Source organism: Pseudarthrobacter sp. CCNWLW217, from assembly GCF_037203985.1.
GTDB lineage: Bacteria > Actinomycetota > Actinomycetes > Actinomycetales > Micrococcaceae > Arthrobacter.
The window spans coordinates 388,258-406,141 of sequence record NZ_JBBCBT010000001.1 but is presented as its reverse complement, the minus strand read 5'-3'; the positions used below and the strand labels follow the sequence as shown (position 1 = coordinate 406,141).

The window sequence follows — 17,884 nt, the reverse complement described above, 5'->3', positions numbered from 1 at the left end:
GCTACACTCCCCAGCGCAAGGCGGCCGTGTGGACCGGGGCGTCCCACAGTCCGGTCAACTCATCGTCGAGCCGTAGGACGGAAATGGAGCAGCCCTGCATGTCCAGGGCGGTGACGTAGTTCCCCACCAGCGAGCGTTCCACGGTGGCGCCTTTGTTCGCGATCACCCGGGCGGCGCGCCGGAACACAATGTAGAGCTCGCTCAGCGGCGTCCCGCCCATTCCGTTGACGAACAAGAGCACTTTGTCGCCAGCGGCGATGCCGAGGTCGCTGAGCACCGGTTCCAGCAGCCTGTCAGTAATGGCGTCCGCGCTTTCCAAGGGGATTTTGTGCCGGCCGGGTTCGCCGTGGATCCCGATGCCGATCTCGATCTGGTTCTCACCGAGATCGAAACTGGGTGAGCCTGCATGCGGCACCGTGCATGCAGCCAGAGCTACGCCCATAGTGCGGACGTTGCTGTTTACGCGGTCACCGATGGCGGCCACGGCGTCCAGGTTGTCGCCCCGCTCAGCAGCGGCACCGGCGATTTTCTCCACGAGCACCGTTCCGCCCACACCCCGCCGCCCAGCCGTATACAGCGAGTCCTCCACGGCAACGTCATCATTGACCAGGACCGTGCGGACCTGCACCCCTTCGGCCTCGGCCAACTCGGCGGCCATTTCGAAGTTCAGCACGTCACCGGTGTAGTTCTTCACGATATGGACGACGCCAGCACCTGAGTCCGCTGCCTGGGTCGCCGGAAGGATCTGGTCCGGCGTCGGAGAGGTGAACACCGCCCCAGGCACGGCGGCGTCGAGCATTCCCCGCCCCACAAAGCCGGCGTGAAGCGGTTCGTGGCCGCTTCCGCCGCCGGACACCAGCCCCACTTTGCCGGCCACCGGCGCGTCCTTGCGGATGATGAACCGGGGCTCTGCACTGACGGTGACAAGGTCGGCATGGGCCATGCCGAAGCCGTCCACTGACTCGTCCACAAAAGCGCGGGGATCGTTGATGAGTTTTTTCACGGGGCTCCCGGGCGGTCAGTCTTCCTGGAGGATGTCACTTTGACCCTACTACCGCCACCCGCACTCCGGTAGTTCCCGCCCTTGCGGCCTGCGTCTGCCTGCTAGCCTCTGCCCGTCAGCCTCTGCCGCTAGCCTTGCCCCCGGGTTGCCCGCGTTGGCCGCGCGTGGCCGGAAACGACGAAAGGGACAGCCCCCAATGACTGTCCCTTTGCGCACGTGCCCCCAAACACAGGCCATCCATAGTTTATCCATCAATTCGACTAAAGCAAGGAAAAGTCCTGATATGACGCAGCCCCGCCATCCGAACGGACGGCGGGGCTGGCGGCTCAACGAGTCAGGCCACCGCGGTGTGGACTACCCTTGCCGCGGGCAGGATGGCGTGGCCATGACGGAAGAGGTTCTTCGGATCCAGCTCCGCCTTCGCTTCGCCGAGCCGGACCCGGGCAGCCTCCGGCCAAGCGCTGGCCGCCAACTCGGGCGCAGCGAGGTGTCCGTGCAGGTTGACAGCGGTGCCTCCCGTTCCGAACGGCTCAAGCGCCAAACGTGCGGCGGTGATGGCGGCCGGAACCAGGTGGGCAATCTGCGGTGCCATGATCCCCACCGCGAAGAACGAGAGTGGGGCATCGCGCCCGCCCACGCAGTCGCCGTCGGGATCGGCTCCGTTGAGTGGAACGGCCAGCGCGCCGCCCATCAGCCGGATCTCCGCCAGCAGGAGCGGAGCGGTGCTGTCCGGCCCGGCCAGCTGAAGCAATGCTTCCGCCAGACCGTCGCTGAGTTCCCTAAGCAGCATTCCACCTTCGTGGACGGGCACCGGATGCTCCGGATCGGCGTGGATCTCATCCACCCGTAAGTAGGGAAGGGGACCGACGCCGTCTACCAGGACGGGAGCGGCCACGCGCATCGGAGCGAGCAGCCGCGCTCCTTCCTCCGCGGTGCCCTGCCAGGCAAACCGCAGGTGCATCACAAACTTGCCACGCAGGAAGCCCGGCACTTCCTCCATGTCCGGCAACCGCAGGAAGGCCAGCGACGCGGAGGCCTCCGCCGGCAGCGACCCGCTCCAGCGACGGAAGGCCGCGAGCACTTCACGGGCGTGGCTACCCTCGTAGAAGATGCCGCCCGCGAACAGCTCGCCGGCCGGGAACAGCGAAAACTCCATCGCCGTGACGATGCCGAAGTTGCCCTTGCCGCCGCGAAGCAGCCCGAACAGCCGCGGATCGCTGTGGGCATCCACCCTGCGCAGCACGCCGTCGGGGGTGACAAGGTCGAACGCAAGCACGTGGTCCGACGCGAAGCCGTACTTCCGTCCCAGCAGCGGAATGCCGCCACCGAGGGTATAGCCAACAACGCCGACGTCGGTGGTGGAGCCGTGCAGGCCCATCAGCCCATAGGGGGCCGCAGCCCGGAGGACGTCCCGCCAGCGCACGCCGGCGCCCACCCGGGCGGTCTGTTCTTCGGGATCTATGGATAGTTCCAGCATGAGCCGGGTGCTGATCAGCAGGCCGCCGGTGATGGCATTCGCGGCGCCGTGGCCAGTGGACTGGACCGAGATGGACATGTCGCGGGCGGCGGCCCACCTGACTGCGGCAACGACGTCGTCGGCGTTGACCGCACTCAGCACCAAGTCCGGAGTGTGGCGGGTGGCGAGGTTAAAGGCTGCGACTTCCGCTTCATAGTGGGCGTCGCCGGGGGCATATACGAGCCCGCGGACCAGAAGCTGAAGCTCGGTTTTTTCCGTGTGGGAGGAGAGGATGTGCATGAGGTGCTTTCGATAGTCGGGGTTTGCTCCCCAGCAAGTTCACCTAGTTTATCCATCGAATCGATCAACGAAAAGACTTCAAAAATCATCCATAATTTCCGGCCCCTGGCCAGCCGAGTGTCAGAGGAACTTGATCATCCGCGTGTTGCCCAAAGTGTTGGGCTTTACCCGCGCCAGATCGAGGAACTCGGCCACACCTTCGTCATGGGAGCGGAGTAGTTCGGAGTAGACCACTGGGTCCACCGCGGACTGGTCCTCCATCACTTCGAAACCGTGGCGCTTGAAGAAGTCCACCTCGAAGGTGAGGCAGAAAACGCGGGCAACACCGAGCGCGCGGGCCTCCTCCAGGAGGCTCTCCACCAACACGTGGCCCACACCCTTGCCGCGCCAGGCATCGGACGCGGCAAGAGTGCGCACCTCGGCCAGGTCTTCCCACATAACGTGCAGAGCGCCGCAGCCGATGACGTCGCCGTCGTCCGATTCTGCGATCCGGAACTCCTGCAGGCTCTCGTAGTAGGCCACCGTCTCCTTGGCCATGAGGATCCGCTGCTCCGCCAGCGGCGCCACCAGCCTCTTGATGGCGGCCACATCGCCGGTGCGGGCAGGACGGATATGAAAGGAGTCAGTCACAGGCTCAATCCTACGAGGCGCGTGTACGGTCCGCGGGACAGCGCCGTGACGTTCGGCAGGAGGTGAAGGAGGCTGGGACATTTCTGTAGCTTGCGTCAGAGCGACGAAGGAGCAGCAAGCGGGAAATGTCCCAGCTTCCGAGCCGGAGGTAACCAGAGCCGGAGGTAACCAGAACCGGAGGCTAGAGACCAAGCTCCGCAGGCACCGGAACGTCCTTGCCCAGCACGTTCTTGGCGAGGAAGCTCTCCACGACGCCGTACCAGACCTTGGCATGCTGCGGCTGCAGGATCCAGTGGTTCTCGTCCGGGAAGTAGAGGAAACGGTGCGGGGTCTGGCCGTCCTCGTCCGCGGCCAGCCTGGATTTGGAGAGGAGTTCATACCAGAGCCGCAGGCCCTCTCCGATGGGAACACGGTAGTCCTTGTCGCCATGGATCACCAGCATGGGGGTGCTGATTTTTTCGACATGGAGGTGCGGCGAGTTCTCCAGCGCCATCTCCGCGGTCATTTCCTTGAGCCAGTATTGCGAGGCATCCGTGGTGGGGCCGAACTGGTCCAGGGCCCACAGGCTGGCGTGCGTGACGATCGCCTTGAACCGGTCCGTCTGGCCTGCCACCCAGTTGGCCATGTAGCCGCCGAAGGACCCACCCATGGCCGCGGTGCGGCTTTCATCGATGTCCGGGCGCTGCACGGCAGTGTCGGTGACAGCCATCAGGTCCGTGAAGGGCGCCTTGCCCCACTCGCCCCAGCCCCGCTGAATGTGCGCCTGCCCATAGCCCGTGGATAAGGCCGGATCGGGCAGCAGAACCGCGTACCCCTTCGCTGTCAGCAGCCAGGGGTTCCACCGCCAGGTCCAGGCGTTCCAGGACGCCAGCGGCCCGCCGTGAATCCACAGCAGCATGGGCGCAGGCGACTCAGCCGACGCGCCGTCGGGCAGCGCCAGGTACGCCGGCACTCGCGTACCGTCCCCGGCTGTGGCAGCCAGCCGCTCCAGCCGGCCGGCGCGCTTTGGCCGTTCTGCCGGGGCCGGCAGCCTGGCAGTCTCCCCCGTTTCCAGGTTGATTCGTACGGCCTCCGGTGGGAACTCATAGGAGCTTCGCAAGGCATATGCAGTGCGCCCGCCGGGAGAAACCACGACGTCGGTGTACGCCGCCGCATCCTGGGTCACCCGGGTGACGCTCACTTCCGCGGCAGACGCCGGAACGCTAATCCGGAAAACGGGCGACGCGCCGTCGTCGTCCGCGGTGACCAGGAGGGCGGACCCGTCGGGGAGCCACGCTGCCGGCTTTGCCCAGCGGTCCCAGTCGGGGACCAGCGGGGTGAGGCCGGCGTTGTTGCCGTTTGACTCGTGGGCGTTGCCTGAAACGTCCAGCAGATGCAACTTGACCTGTGGGGCCTCGTGCGGGGTGGTGTCGCTTTCGCTGACCACCACCAGTGTGTTCCCGTCGGGGCTGACCGGGCCGGGGAAGTAGCTCATGCCCGCCTGGTCCAGGAGTACCTTCTGGCTTGCGGTGGCCACGTCCACGGCGACCAGGACCGAGCGGCTGTCCGCCTTGGCCAGCGGCCGGGTGTAGCTCGTGTAGATGGTCCGGCCATCCGGACTGACCACAGTCTCGGCCTCACGGAGCCGCGGACCGGCGTCCGGGGTCAGGTTTCGGAGCTGCAGCGGCGCCGTCGCATCAACAGTGGACGGCCTGCCAGGTTCCTTGTCCTCGCCCGGTTCCACGGCGAAAATCCGCGGCTGCCCCGGCCCCAGGTCGGCGTCCCAGTATCGGACCGGGTATTCGCTGTGAAGGATGGCCGCGACCTTGTTGTCCTTGCGGGATTTGCGCCGGTCGGCGTCGTTCTCCTCGTCCGTTGACCCGGCCAGGATCTCTGCCGTGACAAAGGTGGCGTCCGCGTTCCGGGCGGCCATGACAGAACCAACCCCGCCGGGGCGCGAGAGAACCACGCGGGCTTCCCCGCCGTCGGCCGGCAAAAGCCACAGTGCGTTGACGGGATCTGCGTCGGGGCTGTCCGGGTCCGGGCGCGCGGAGGTGAAGTAGACGTCGCCGTTGGCCGCGAAGGCGGCCCCGGCCTCGCCCTTGGCGCTGCGGGTGATGCGCCGGGCGTGCCTCTCCCCGGAGGGATCCAGCTCCCACAGGGCCGTAGCGAATTCGGTGCCCTTGCCGTTGAGCGTGGACACGGTGGTGACCAGCCTCCGGCCGTCCGGGCTCAGGGACAAACCGCTGACGCGCGGAATGGCCAAGTAGTGGTCGAGGTCGTGGAATGGGGTTTCAGGTTGCTCGCCCGGGATCGCCGGGTTTTCAGTTTCCATGCCCCGATTCAACCCGACTGTGCCCCGCATCACAAACCCCAATGGCCGACACACGACGCCGCAGCTCGATGTCGCTCACTCAAGCCAGCGGTCCCCTGAGTAGATGGAGAGGGGAAAGCGAAAGGCCCCGCCTGCTCCTTTTCGGGAGCGGGCGGGGCCTTGGCTTGTTGCTAGGCGCTCGGAGCGATTTCCGGGATGCGCGGCTTGGCGTTGCCAGCGAAGGTGAACTTGGCGTCGTCGCCTTCGCCGTCCACATCCACTACTACGATGTCGCCGGCGTGGATTTCGCCGAACAGGATCTTCTCGGAAAGCTGGTCCTCGATCTCGCGCTGGATGGTACGGCGCAGCGGCCGGGCACCCATGGCGGGATCGTAGCCACGGGTGGCGAGGAGCACCTTGGCGGCCGGCGTGAGCTCGATGCCCATGTCCTTGTCCTTGAGTCGCTTCTCCAAGCGTGCCACGAACATGTCCACGATCTCGATGATCTCGTCCTGGGTCAGCTGCGGGAAGACCACGACGTCGTCAACACGGTTCAGGAACTCGGGACGGAAGTGCTGCTTGAGCTCCTCCGTGACGCGGGCCCGCATCCGGTTGTAACCGGTCTGCGTGTCCGTGCCCGACTGGAAGCCGGTGGCAACGCTCTTCGAAATATCCCGCGTTCCGAGGTTCGTGGTCATGATGATCACGGTGTTCTTGAAGTCCACTACACGGCCCTGGGAGTCGGTCAGGCGGCCGTCTTCCAAGATTTGCAGGAGGGAGTTGAAGAGGTCCGCATGGGCCTTTTCCACTTCGTCGAACAGGACCACGGAGAATGGACGGCGGCGAACCTTCTCGGTCAGCTGGCCACCTTCCTCGTAGCCCACGTAGCCCGGAGGTGCACCGAAAAGGCGCGAAACCGTGTGCTTCTCGGAGTACTCGGACATGTCCAGCGTGATAAGGGCGTCCTCTTCACCGAACAGGAACTCGGCGAGAGCCTTGGCCAGTTCGGTCTTGCCGACGCCCGTGGGACCGGCGAAGATGAAGGAGCCGCCCGGACGCTTGGGGTCCTTCAGGCCTGCACGTGTGCGGCGGATCGCCTGGGACAGGGACCGGATGGCCTCGTTCTGGCCCACAACGCGCTTGTGCAGTTCCTCTTCCATCTTCAGCAGGCGCGAGGACTCTTCCTCGGTCAGCTTGAAGACCGGAATGCCCGTGGAGTTGGCCAACACCTCGGCAATGAGATCCTCATCCACCTCGGAGATGTCATCCATACCGCCGGACTTCCAGTGGCGTTCCTTCTCAGAGCGCTCCGTAATAAGCTTCTGCTCCTTGTCGCGGAGCGCGGCAGCACCTTCGAAGTCCTGCGCGTCGATCGCGGACTCCTTCTCCATCTTGAGCTTGGCAATCCGCTCGTCCATGGCCTTCAGCTCCGGCGGGGCAGTCATCCGGCGGATGCGCAGCCGGGCGCCGGCCTCGTCGATCAGGTCAATGGCCTTGTCCGGCAGGAAGCGGTCCGAGATGTAGCGTTCAGCGAGGCTGGCAGCGGAGGCCAGGGCGCCGTCGGTGATGGTCACGCGGTGGTGCGCCTCGTAGCGGTCACGCAGGCCCTTGAGGATCTCGATTGCGTGCGCAACTGAGGGCTCCTTGACCTGGATCGGCTGGAAGCGGCGCTCCAGGGCGGCGTCCTTCTCGATGTGCTTGCGGTACTCGTCCAGCGTGGTGGCGCCAATGGTCTGCAGTTCACCGCGGGCCAGCATGGGCTTGAGGATGGACGCAGCATCGATGGCACCTTCGGCGGCACCGGCACCCACCAGGGTGTGGATCTCGTCGATGAAAAGGATGATGTCGCCGCGGGTGCGGATTTCCTTGAGCACCTTCTTCAGGCGCTCTTCGAAGTCGCCGCGGTACCGGGAGCCTGCCACCAAGGACCCGAGGTCCAGGGTGTACAGCTGCTTGTCCTTGATGGTCTCCGGGACGTCGCCGCGGACGATCGCCTGGGCAAGGCCTTCGACGACGGCGGTCTTGCCAACACCGGGCTCGCCGATCAGAACGGGGTTGTTCTTGGTACGGCGCGAAAGGACCTGCATCACGCGTTCCATTTCGGATTCACGTCCGATGACCGGGTCCAGCTTGTTCTCGCGGGCAGCCTGGGTCAGGTTGCGGCCGAACTGGTCCAGGACCACCGAACCGGCCGGCGTGCCTTCGGGCTGGCCCGCGCCAACGCCGGCGCCGGTGGTTTCCTTGCCCTGGTAGCCGGAGAGGAGCTGGATGACCTGCTGGCGGACCCGGTTGAGGTCTGCGCCGAGCTTCACCAGCACCTGGGCTGCCACGCCCTCACCCTCACGGATGAGTCCCAGCAGGATGTGCTCCGTGCCGATGTAATTGTGGCCCAGCTGCAAAGCCTCCCGCAGGGAGAGTTCCAGCACCTTCTTGGCGCGGGGGGTGAAGGGGATGTGGCCGGATGGGGCCTGCTGGCCCTGCCCGATAATCTCCTGCACCTGCTCGCGCACGCCGTCGAGCGAAATGCTCAAGGACTCAAGAGCCTTGGCGGCAACGCCCTCACCTTCATGGATCAGACCCAAGAGGATGTGTTCGGTACCAATGTAATTGTGGTTCAGCATGCGTGCCTCTTCTTGGGCAAGCACAACTACGCGACGGGCACGGTCCGTAAATCGCTCAAACATTTCGCCACACTCCTAGCTACGACGTACTTTGATGCTACGTGGCCGACCCAGACTTGTGGAGCGTGTTCGCCACAGGGGAAACCGGGGCCGGCGCGGGAATATCCCGCAGGTGCTTCCGCCAGGACATGACAGCGCCCGGCCGTCCGGCCCACTGCCACCTCCGAAGGTCCGCTGGGCGCGCCGGATCGTTCGCCGGAAATGCCCTTCGCGATTGACCTGAAGTGAAGTCGGCGTCTTTTCCATCCAACTGTTTCCACTCGACTGAAGCGGGCTTGCTAATAGTCATTTGGCACAAAAAACCCTGCCTCCACCCAAGGGTGAAGACAGGGCCTATTACGCCGCCAGGAGGCAAGGTCCTAGGAATTTGCCTTTTGGTAGGCTTCTTGGATTTCAGCCTGAATTCGACCCCGGCTGTTAACCGTGTAGCCGTTGTCCCGTGCCCACTGCCGGATTTGGGCGGAGTCATTGCTTCGGGCGCCAGAAACTGCCTTCGTGCGGGTGGCACGGCCGGCGGATGTCTTGCGCCCTGCAGCAATAAACCGCTCCAGGGACGAACGGAGCTCGGCCGCGTTGGCCGAGGACAGATCAATTTCGTAGCTGACCCCATCGAGGCCAAAACGGACATTCTCGTCCGCGGATCCCCCATCCAGATCATCTACGAGGATGATGTTTACTTTCTGTGCCATTAATAGTCTTCCTCTTGGAAAGGTTCGGGTTTTCAGAAAAGCAGGATGTTCCTGATAAAAGTATGACCCTCATTATGGCAACGCGTCAAAGCGTGAAATGGTTCCTGGGGATATTCCCAGAAAGTTCTGTCGTTTTATTTATTCGCGTCGGTATCGGGTGCGTCCAATGGCCCCGACGCACGGCTTTCCGCCTCCGCCTGGGCTTTAGCCTCGGCCTGCCGCTCGGCTTTGTCGGCATTGAAAATCGACTTCATGGCAAACCAGAAAAGCAAGCCCACCACAAGCGAGGGCAGAAGCACGGCGACGTATTCCATGGTCAGTGACCCTCGGGCTTCAGGAGCGGGAAAAGAATGGTTTCTCGGATACCGGCACCAGTGAACAGCATGACCAGCCGGTCGATGCCCAGTCCGATGCCGCCCATGGGAGGCGCACCGTATTCGAGCGCCCTGAGGAAGTCCTCGTCCAGCTGCATGGCCTCGACGTCGCCCGCAGCAGCGTGCCGGGACTGCTCGGTGAGCCGCTCGCGCTGGATGACGGGGTCGATCAGTTCAGAGAAGGCCGTGCCGCGTTCCATGCCGCCGATGATGAGGTCCCAAGCCTCGATCAGGCGGCCGTCCTCACGGTGCGGACGGGCCAGCGGCTGCGCGGACGGCGGGTAGTCGTACACAAAGGTCGGGTTGAGGAGCGTGGGCTCCACGATTTCACCAAACAGCTCCACGGCCAGTTTCTCGGCGTCCCACTTCGGGTCTACCTTCACCTCATGCTTTTGCGCAATGTCGCGCAGCACCTCAAGCGAAGTGTCCGGGGTGACTTCCTGGCCAACGGCGTCGGACAGCCCGGGGTAGACAGAGACCCAGGCCCAGTCGCCGTCGAGGTTGATTTCCCCGGCCTCGGTCTGGAGGGTGCGGCCGGCGCCCACGGCGTCTGCGGCGTCGAGGATGATCTCCTTGATGCGCTGCGCCATGACGAACTGGTCAGCCCAGGCCTCGTAGCACTCGAGCGTGGTGAATTCGGGGCTGTGGGTGGAGTCCACACCCTCGTTGCGGAAGACGCGGCCCATGTCGTAGACGCGGTCGATGCCGCCCACCACGGCGCGCTTGAGGTAGAGCTCGGTGGCGATCCGGAGCGTCATCTTCTGGTCGAACGCGTTCATGTGCGTCTCGAATGGACGTGCCAGGGCGCCGCCGTGGACCAGCTGCAGGATGGGGGTTTCCACTTCCACGTAGTTGTGGCGGTGGAGGCTTTCGCGGATGGAGCGGGTGATGGCGGCGCGGGTGTAGACCATTTCCCGGGCTTCGTCGCGGACCATCAGGTCCACGTAGCGCTGGCGGACGCGGGTTTCCTCGTTCAGTTCCGCGTGCAGGACCGGCAGCGGCCGGAGCGCCTTGGACGCCATGGACCAGGACTCGGCCATGACGGACAGCTCGCCGCGGCGTGAGGAAATCACCTCGCCCTTGATGAACACGTGGTCGCCCAGGTCCACCAGGGCTTTCCAGTCAGCGAGCGCTTCCTCGCCCACATTGGCCAGGCTAAGCATGGCCTGGAGGCGGGTGCCCTTGCCGTCAACGCCGCCTTCTTGCAGCGTGGCGAAGCAGAGCTTTCCGGTGTTGCGCACAAAAACCACGCGGCCGGTGACGCCCACAACGTCGCCGGTGGTGTCATCGGCTTCGAGGTGGGCGTACTTTTCGCGGATCTCGGTGAGGGAATGCGTGCGTTCAACACCCACCGGGTATGCCTCGGTTCCGCGCTCGATCAGCTTGGCGCGCTTTTCCATGCGGATGCGCATCTGTTCGCTGGCGTCGAGCGGCTCTGGGGCATTCTTGGGGGTGTTTTGGGAAGTCACAATCCCCAAGTTTACCGGGAGTTCCGGCCACCGGGTTTTTGTCCAGATAATGCACGTTCAGACCGCCGCCGGCCACGTTCGGTGGACAAAAACTCCAAGGGATGCCGCCCTAGGATGGGGAGGGTGAAAGAACAGGTAGTGCCAACGCACGACGGCGGCCGGCTGGCGTTGTACAGCTACGGCACCGAGGAGGCTCCGGGAGAGCGCCGGGTAGTGCTGATCGGCGGAGCCTTCCTCACTGCCCTGATCTATCGCCCTTTTTCGGAAGCGCTGGCTGAGGGCCTGGGCGACGGCTGGGCGGTGGATGTGTACGACCGCCGGGGCCGCGGCAAGTCCAGCGAACAGCCGGCGGACTACTCCATGGCCACCGAAATCGCAGACCTCCGCACAATCCTTGACGCCACCCGCGCGCGCAACATTCTGGGGCATAGCCTGGGCGGCTCCGTCGCGTTGAACGCGGTCCAGGAATTTACCGGCACAGCTTATGTGCCGGACAAGCTGGCCGTGTACGACGCCGCGGTGAACATCGACGGCAGCATCGACACCGACTGGCTGGACGGGTTCGAGGACGCCGTTAACAACGGCCGCGTGGGTCACGCCCTTGCTCACATGAAGAAGTCCACCAATCCCGGCAGTGCGCTGGCCAAGATCCCCGAGCCGGTTCTTGCTGGGTTGATGGCCCTGATGTCCCGGACCAAGGTGAACAGGCTGTTCCGCCAGGTGATGCCCAGCGGCGTCGGTGAGCTGCGGGCCGCGTACAACGAGCCGGACCACGCCAAGGACTTCGGTGTCCTGCCCTCCAACACCCATTTCATGGCTGGCGGAAAAAGCCCCGCCTATTACAAAGCCACGGCCGAGCTGCTCCATGCCGCAGTGCCCGGAAGCACGTTTGAGCTGTCACCCAAGGGTTTCCATGGCTCCATCCCCGCCGCCGTCGAGGAGCTTGTGACGGACATCTCGGAGTACTTCAAAGGCTGATTTCCAGCCCAAATCTTTACCGGCGCCAAAGGCACTCCTGCTGCCAGCACTCAGGTACCTCGGCTAGGCTCGGAACATGACGCGCGAGAACATCAAGACCCCCGACGGCGGCACACTCGAGCTCTTCTCCACGGGTGCCGAACTGGCGTCCGCCGGCTCCGGCGTGGTGGTGGTGCCGGCCTCCATGGTGACTGCAGCCGACTACACCAAGTTCGCGCAGAAGCTCAGCGCAGCCTTGGGCCGCCCGGTGCATACCTTCAACCGCCGAGGCCGCGGTTCCTCGTCGCCGCAGCCGGATGACTACACGCTTGACGCGGATATCCGGGACCTTGACGCCGTCATGAAGCACACGTCCAGCACCGACGTGTTCGGCCACAGCTTCGGCGGCGCCGTGGCCCTGCACGCGGCCCGGACGCTTCCCGTGGAGCGGCTGGCCGTCTACGATCCCGCCGTGTCCGTGAACCACAGCGTCAAAGCCGACTGGACAGCGGAATACGAACGCGCCACGGCCGCCGGGGACGACGACCGCGCACTCGCCGTGCTGAGCAAGGGCCTGGAAACCGGCGGCGCGTTCTCCCGGATGCCGTTGTCCATGCTCACCATCGCCAACAAGCTCACTGCCGGCACGCATGTAGGCAAGCAGATGCGCGAACTAATGCGCACCGGCGTCCGGGAAATCAAGGCCATCATCGCCGCGGACATGCCGGCCGAACCGTTCCTGGAACTGCCACTGGAAACCCTGATCGTGGTGGGTGAGAAGAGCCCGGCGTACTTTGGCGTGGCGTGCGGCCAGATCCACGACGTCCTGTCCGGTTCGAGCTATACCATCCTCCAAGGTTCCGGCCATGACGGCGTCCTCCGCGCCCCGGACAAGCTCATCACCGAACTCAGCGACTTCTTCGCCGGCTAACCCCTTGGCCGTTTAACCCCATGTAAGTAGCAGCAGATGTCGTTTTGAGGGCTCAAAACGACATCTGCTGCTACTTAGTTGGGTTAGTGGCCGCCGTGGGTGGGGCCGGCGCCTTCTGTCTTGCGCATCATCGCTGAAAGTACGACGGCGGCAAGGGCTATCACAGTCGCCGTCAGGAACGCTGCGCTCATCCCGGCAACCAAACCGGAGGCTGCGGAAACCACAGCGAAGATGGACACCAGCAGCGCCGTTCCGGCGGCGCCGGCCACCTGCTGCGTGGTGCTCATGATCGCCGAGCCGTGCGAGTAGAGGTGCGGCGGCAGCGGGTTCAGGCCGGTGGTGAACGCCGGGGTGAACAGCAGTGCCAGGCCAAAGCTCAGCACCACGTGCAGGCTGACGATCCACCACACCGCTGTGCCGGCGTCGAGCATGGAGAACTGCCACAGGGACAGCACCATCAGGATTGAACCGGTCACTGTCAACGGCAGCGGACCTACCTTGTCGAAGAGCCGGCCGATGAACGGGCCCAGCAGGCCCATGGCCAGTCCGCCCGGGAGCAGGGCAAGGCCCGTCTCCAACGATCCCAGGCCGCGGATCTCCTGCAGGTAAAGCGGCAACAGGATCACGCCGCCAAACAGCGCCATCATGGCCACCACCATCAGCAGCACGGAGACGGTGAACATCCGGAAGTTGAAGGCGCGGAGGTCCAGCAGCGGAGCCTCCGCCTTCTGCAGCCGAAGCTGACGGAGCACAAACACTGCCAGGCTGGCCACGCCCACTACCAAGGCACCAATAGCTACCGGGCTCGGGCCGCCCTGAGCTCCGTGGCCGCCGCCGATCTGGCTGAGGCCGTAGACCAGCCCGCCGAAGGCCGGGACGGTCAGGAGCACGGAGAGGAAGTCGAGTTTGGTCTTCTGTGTTTCGCCGATGTTGGTCAGGTACTTGGCGCCGATCGCCAGCGCCGCGAGCGCCACCGGGAGGACGAACACAAACATAAAGCGCCAGGTGAAGTGCTCCAGGATCAGCCCGGAAACGGTGGGGCCCATGGCCGGGGCCACTGAGATGGCGATGCTGACGTTGCCCATCACGGCACCGCGCTTGGCGAGCGGGACGAGGGTAAGGATGGTGGTCATCAGCAGCGGAAGCATGATTGCCGTGCCACCGGCCTGGACGATGCGTGCCAGGAGCAGTACTTCGAAGCCGGGAGCCGCTGCGGCCAGCGCGGTTCCGCCGGCGAAGAGGCCCATGGCCAGCATAAAGACTGCACGCGTGGACAGGCTCTGCAGGATGAATCCCGTGGTGGGGATGACCACGGCCATGGTGAGCATAAAGCCGGTAGACAGCCACTGTACGGTGGGCGCGTCCACTCCAAGGTCCACCATCAGCCGCTGCAGGGCAACGTTCATGATGGTTTCGTTGAGGATCACCACGAATGTTGCCACCAGCAGTGTGGCGATGATGGTCACCGATTCGCGGGACATCTTCGCCGGTGCGGACGGCTGCGCCTCAGTGGCCTGCACGGGCTCTCCGTGGGCGTCAGAAGAGACTTTTGTAGACATAAGTGTTCCCTCAGGGAGTTTGAGTTTGATGGCAGGCGAGCTTCGTCGCTGCAGATTCAAACACTCTACCCGGTGGACTAATTCCTCCGCCGGGCATTTTTCTTAACCCTGAGGGAACAATTTTATTTAGGCCGTCTGGCCCGCGTGCTGGCCTTCGGAGATTTCCTCCACCAGCTTGCTGTTGAAGGCAGGAAGGTCCTTCGGGCTCCGGCTGGTCACCAGCCCCTGGTCCACCACCACTTCGTCATCGCTCCAGTTGGCACCCGCGTTTTTCAAATCGGTCTGGAGCGTGTGGTACGAGGTTACATTCCGGCCGCGGACCACGCCGGCGTCGATCAGCAGCCACGGTCCGTGGCAGATCGAGGCCACCGGCTTGTGCTGTTCGAAGAAGGCCCGGGTGAAATTCTGGGCGGCCTTGTCCACCCGGAGGTGGTCGGCGTTCACTACTCCGCCCGGGATCACCAGGGCGTCAAAGTCCGAGGCGTTGGCATCCGCAACCGTCAGGTCCACGTCGAAGGTGTCGCCCTTCTCTGTGCCCTCATAACCCTGCAGCTTGCCGCTCTTGGGAGCCACCAGCGTGGGTTCGCCGCCGGCGTCCTTGACTGCCTGCCACGGGCTGGTGAGTTCAATCTGCTCCACGCCGTCCGTCAGCAGGAATGCGACTTTCTTGCCTGCGATGCTGTGTTCTGACACTTTTCCTCCTCTGGTGAGGCGGAGGGAGCACATGGAAGCACTGCGTCATCCGCCTGGAGTTGTTTGCCTGACATGATCCAGCCTAGGAAAACCCAAACTCATAAGCAAGCTGACTACTTTGGCAGCACCAGCAGGTAGCCCGCGGGCAGGTCGCTGCTCCAGCGTCGCGGCTCCCGGACCACGAACTGCGAGGCCAGCTGCTCGGGGGTAATCAGGGTGTTCGGCGCGGGCGACGGACCCCACTGCCCGCTGCCGTGCGGGAAGAGCGGGTCCAGGACGTGGACGCCAGTGACGGAGAATTCCGGGAACTGGCCGGGATCGCCGAGCGACTCGAAGCCGCTCATCACCCACGCGTGGCGGCCACTCCACATGACCAGCCCCACCGGCCGGCCCGTGGCGGCGATGGCGCGTGCCGCGGCCTGCAGCGCGTCCTCGTAGCCCGCGATGCTGACCACCTCGTAGGGCCCCATTCCCACCTCGGTCAGCACCTTCGCCCAACCGAAGGGATTGGCGCCGTTGAACGAGTTGGACGACCGCGCCCGGGCCATCTCCCACAGGTCATTCTGCTGGGCGCGATCGGTCCACGTGCCGCCACCGGTGTCGTCCATGAGGTTGTGCGCCATCTGGATGCTCGCCGCAACACACCAGTCGAAGGTGTACTGCGGCACGAAGTCCCCCTCCTGGTAGAGGTTGAGGGCGAACACCTGGGGCACCGGAGCCGGCATTGGTACCGACGCCGGACTGGGCACCGATGGTGCGGAGGAAACCGATGATGGTGTGGGAACGGATGTTGCCGTGGGGTCCGCGGCCTGCTGGGGCGAGAGGGTGGCGTCGCTCGCGGCTGGCGGGGCCGTGGAGGCCGGGATCGGTGAATCGGTGAGGGCCTCGTCAATGCCGACCGCGGGCACGCAGGCCGTGAGGAGGGTCGCCAGGACGACGAGCCACGCAAGATAACGGGGCTGGGCACCGGTCATGATCGATCCATTCTAGCGCGGCGCCGCGGGAACACCCGTCCGGGAACCGCAGCCATCCAGCCGCTGAGGGCCTGCCGCGGTTCCCGGAAATGTCAGGAAACGGCGCGGATACGAACAGCCATGAACTGCCGCCCCGGAAGCTCCACCTGGAACCGTCCTTCCACTGCGTCGGGCAGCGTTTCCACTGTCATGTTCCAGGTGTCGATGATGTCCACCTGGTACTGACGCCCGGCTGGCATGACGAAGTTCCGGTACGTGGGCTGGTTGAACCCGAAGTAGCTGATCTCATACTCGAACCGGATGCCGGCGGTGGGAACGTCCCAGGCGCTGGGCAACGGATCAAGGAAACCTCCGGGTGTCTCTTCCTGGATGCTGCGCAGGAAAGCAATGCGTTCCGGGCTGCTGCCGTGGAACGCGCCGCCCTTGGCCCACCACAGGATGTCCCGGTCGTGCATATATGTTTCGCCGTGGCCAACGTAGCCGCCGCGGACGGCGCCTTCCCAAAACCGCCGGGTCATTTCCTCACCGGTGATGTTGCCCCAGCCCTGGTCGATGTTGCCTTCGTAAGCGCACTCGTCGATGACCACCGGCTTCTGCCAGCGGTCGCGCCACTCCCCCGTGAACTCCGCGGTCTTGTGCACGTCCTGGCGCTGGATGCTGCTGTGCGTGATCCAGGGCCGGCTGTAGTCGTAGAACGCGTGGCAGTTGTGGATGGACAGCAGGTGGGCGCTGGGGTCATTGGCCTGGACAATCACGGCGAAGCGTTCCCAGTCCTCGGTGGTCTTGCGGAACAGCAGGTCGTATTCGTTGGCCAGGGACCACCAGATGTTCCGATGCGAGGCAAGCCGGGCCACCACGTACTTCAGGTAGCGGTCGTCCTGGCCCGGGGTCATGGTGGAAAAGCCCCAGCGGTCGTAGGCGTGGAAAAGGATGAGGTCAGCCTCGATGCCAAGTTCGTCCAGTTGGCTGATGCGCTGTTCGAGGTGGCGGTAGAACGCCGGGTTGGGCCGCTCGTAGTCGAAACCACCGGCAAGGGAGCCCTCAAACGGGTAGAGCTCCGGTTCGTTTTCGTTGAACAGGTACGACTTGGGGAAGACGCACATCCGCATCTTGTTGAACGGTCCTGTGGCCAGCGTGTCCAGGGTCTGCTTTTCCAGGGCATCGCCCTGGTGGGTCCAGGCGTAGGCCGTGGTGCCAATCGGCAGGTAGGGGGTGCCGTCGTCGTACGCGAAGTGGAAGGTGTTGGCCACGCGAACCACGCCCTTGGCACCCGCTGCAGCCTCCGCTGCGCTGAACGATCCGGTGATGCCGTCGAGCGAGCGGGCGTTGCTGGAAGTGATGAAGGTCCACTCCCCCGCCTCCGGGACCAGGAGCCTGACATTGTAGTTGCCGTCCCCGTCATAGAAGCCCGGCACGTCCAACGTCTTCCCGGACGGGGCGGTGAAGACTGCACGGAGTTCGACGTCGGTGAACGGGTTGCCGCGCGAGGGCCCGGCGAAGGTGATTTCGAGCCGGTCCTGCGCTGCAGCCGCCGTGGGCAGGGAAACAGCCGCGCTGGCCCGTTCAACGGATTCCGGTTCGTAGTCGGCGGCGGGGGCCGGGACGTCGACGGCGGCTGCCGCGGCCCGCTGCGCCACGGTGTCCTCCGGCTCGAGTTCGCCGATGAGGCGGAGGATCTCTGCAACCTGGGCAGGCTTTCCCTTCAAGGCTTCCTCGGTTCCTAGGATCAGTCCCACCTCGTGGAAGTACAGGGTGTGCAGCAGGGGGTTGTTGGTCAGGGTGGGGACGTGCTCGGTGAGGATGCGGTTACCCTCGGCATGCCGCATCACAAAGTACAGGGGGCTTTCAGCGGTAAAAGTGCTCATCGATGCCTTC

At 64.6% G+C, this 17,884-nt stretch carries 14 protein-coding genes; 2 read left to right on the top strand and 12 right to left on the bottom strand.

The annotated features are described in order from the left end of the window. Position 1: 1 nt before the first annotated feature. The 8 genes from dhaK to lysS form a co-directional block, all read right to left on the bottom strand. The gene (gene dhaK / locus V9L18_RS01870; protein WP_337345471.1) at positions 2-1,003 is read right to left on the bottom strand and encodes a dihydroxyacetone kinase subunit DhaK; all 1,002 of its coding nucleotides are present in this window, start codon (positions 1,001-1,003) and stop codon (positions 2-4) included. Positions 1,004-1,337: 334 nt separating this feature from the next. Next, entirely contained in the window at positions 1,338-2,759 is a 1,422-nt protein-coding gene (locus V9L18_RS01865) for an FAD-binding oxidoreductase (RefSeq protein WP_337345470.1), read from the bottom strand. 120 nt (positions 2,760-2,879) lie between these two features. Next, positions 2,880-3,389 carry an amino-acid N-acetyltransferase gene (locus V9L18_RS01860; protein ID WP_337345469.1) on the bottom strand — a complete coding sequence of 170 codons (510 nt, stop codon included), beginning with the start codon at positions 3,387-3,389 and terminating at the stop codon, positions 2,880-2,882. A gap of 181 nt (positions 3,390-3,570) precedes the next feature. After that, entirely contained in the window at positions 3,571-5,703 is a 2,133-nt protein-coding gene (locus tag V9L18_RS01855) for a S9 family peptidase (RefSeq protein ID WP_337345468.1), read from the bottom strand. Between the two features lie 170 nt (positions 5,704-5,873). After that, positions 5,874-8,366: an ATP-dependent Clp protease ATP-binding subunit gene (locus V9L18_RS01850; RefSeq protein WP_337345467.1), complete on the bottom strand. Its 2,493-nt coding sequence runs from the start codon at positions 8,364-8,366 to the stop codon at positions 5,874-5,876. Positions 8,367-8,722: 356 nt separating this feature from the next. Beyond that, complete coding sequence (locus V9L18_RS01845; RefSeq protein ID WP_337345466.1) at positions 8,723-9,052, bottom strand: histone-like nucleoid-structuring protein Lsr2; 330 nt, start codon at positions 9,050-9,052, stop codon at positions 8,723-8,725. 134 nt (positions 9,053-9,186) lie between these two features. After that, positions 9,187-9,366 (bottom strand): hypothetical protein, encoded by a 180-nt coding sequence (locus tag V9L18_RS01840; RefSeq protein WP_337345465.1) that lies wholly within the window; start codon positions 9,364-9,366, stop codon positions 9,187-9,189. Between the two features lie 2 nt (positions 9,367-9,368). Next, the gene (lysS, locus tag V9L18_RS01835) at positions 9,369-10,895 is read right to left on the bottom strand and encodes a lysine--tRNA ligase (protein WP_337345464.1); all 1,527 of its coding nucleotides are present in this window, start codon (positions 10,893-10,895) and stop codon (positions 9,369-9,371) included. A gap of 114 nt (positions 10,896-11,009) precedes the next feature. Between lysS and V9L18_RS01830 the strand changes: the two genes are divergently transcribed. Next, the gene (locus V9L18_RS01830) at positions 11,010-11,873 is read left to right on the top strand and encodes an alpha/beta hydrolase (RefSeq protein ID WP_443197915.1); all 864 of its coding nucleotides are present in this window, start codon (positions 11,010-11,012) and stop codon (positions 11,871-11,873) included. A 76-nt stretch (positions 11,874-11,949) separates the two neighbouring features. Then, the gene (locus V9L18_RS01825) at positions 11,950-12,783 is read left to right on the top strand and encodes an alpha/beta fold hydrolase (protein ID WP_337345462.1); all 834 of its coding nucleotides are present in this window, start codon (positions 11,950-11,952) and stop codon (positions 12,781-12,783) included. Positions 12,784-12,866: 83 nt separating this feature from the next. Here the strand turns inward: V9L18_RS01825 and V9L18_RS01820 are convergent, their stop codons facing one another. From V9L18_RS01820 to V9L18_RS01805, 4 genes are all read right to left on the bottom strand, one after another. After that, entirely contained in the window at positions 12,867-14,342 is a 1,476-nt protein-coding gene (locus V9L18_RS01820; RefSeq protein ID WP_337345461.1) for a DHA2 family efflux MFS transporter permease subunit, read from the bottom strand. Positions 14,343-14,468: 126 nt separating this feature from the next. After that, the gene (locus V9L18_RS01815; RefSeq protein WP_337345460.1) at positions 14,469-15,035 is read right to left on the bottom strand and encodes a type 1 glutamine amidotransferase domain-containing protein; all 567 of its coding nucleotides are present in this window, start codon (positions 15,033-15,035) and stop codon (positions 14,469-14,471) included. Between the two features lie 113 nt (positions 15,036-15,148). Next, positions 15,149-16,009 carry a hypothetical protein gene (locus tag V9L18_RS01810; protein WP_337345459.1) on the bottom strand — a complete coding sequence of 287 codons (861 nt, stop codon included), beginning with the start codon at positions 16,007-16,009 and terminating at the stop codon, positions 15,149-15,151. Between the two features lie 92 nt (positions 16,010-16,101). Next, positions 16,102-17,874, bottom strand: coding sequence for a DUF5605 domain-containing protein (locus tag V9L18_RS01805; protein ID WP_337345458.1), 1,773 nt, complete (start codon positions 17,872-17,874; stop codon positions 16,102-16,104). Positions 17,875-17,884: the final 10 nt, after the last annotated feature.

What these genes read in the sequence shown, in the direction of transcription:
- V9L18_RS01865 (WP_337345470.1), bottom strand. Translation starts at nt 2,759, where the DNA reads ATGCACATCCTCTCCTCCCACACGGAAAAAACCGAGCTTCAGCTTCTG.
- V9L18_RS01855 (WP_337345468.1), bottom strand. Translation starts at nt 5,703, where the DNA reads ATGGAAACTGAAAACCCGGCGATCCCGGGCGAGCAACCTGAAACCCCA.
- V9L18_RS01850 (WP_337345467.1), bottom strand. Translation starts at nt 8,366, where the DNA reads ATGTTTGAGCGATTTACGGACCGTGCCCGTCGCGTAGTTGTGCTTGCC.
- V9L18_RS01845 (WP_337345466.1), bottom strand. Translation starts at nt 9,052, where the DNA reads ATGGCACAGAAAGTAAACATCATCCTCGTAGATGATCTGGATGGGGGA.
- V9L18_RS01840 (WP_337345465.1), bottom strand. Translation starts at nt 9,366, where the DNA reads ATGGAATACGTCGCCGTGCTTCTGCCCTCGCTTGTGGTGGGCTTGCTT.
- V9L18_RS01830 (WP_443197915.1), top strand. Translation starts at nt 11,010, where the DNA reads ATGGGGAGGGTGAAAGAACAGGTAGTGCCAACGCACGACGGCGGCCGG.
- V9L18_RS01825 (WP_337345462.1), top strand. Translation starts at nt 11,950, where the DNA reads ATGACGCGCGAGAACATCAAGACCCCCGACGGCGGCACACTCGAGCTC.
- V9L18_RS01820 (WP_337345461.1), bottom strand. Translation starts at nt 14,342, where the DNA reads ATGTCTACAAAAGTCTCTTCTGACGCCCACGGAGAGCCCGTGCAGGCC.
- V9L18_RS01810 (WP_337345459.1), bottom strand. Translation starts at nt 16,009, where the DNA reads ATGACCGGTGCCCAGCCCCGTTATCTTGCGTGGCTCGTCGTCCTGGCG.
- V9L18_RS01805 (WP_337345458.1), bottom strand. Translation starts at nt 17,874, where the DNA reads ATGAGCACTTTTACCGCTGAAAGCCCCCTGTACTTTGTGATGCGGCAT.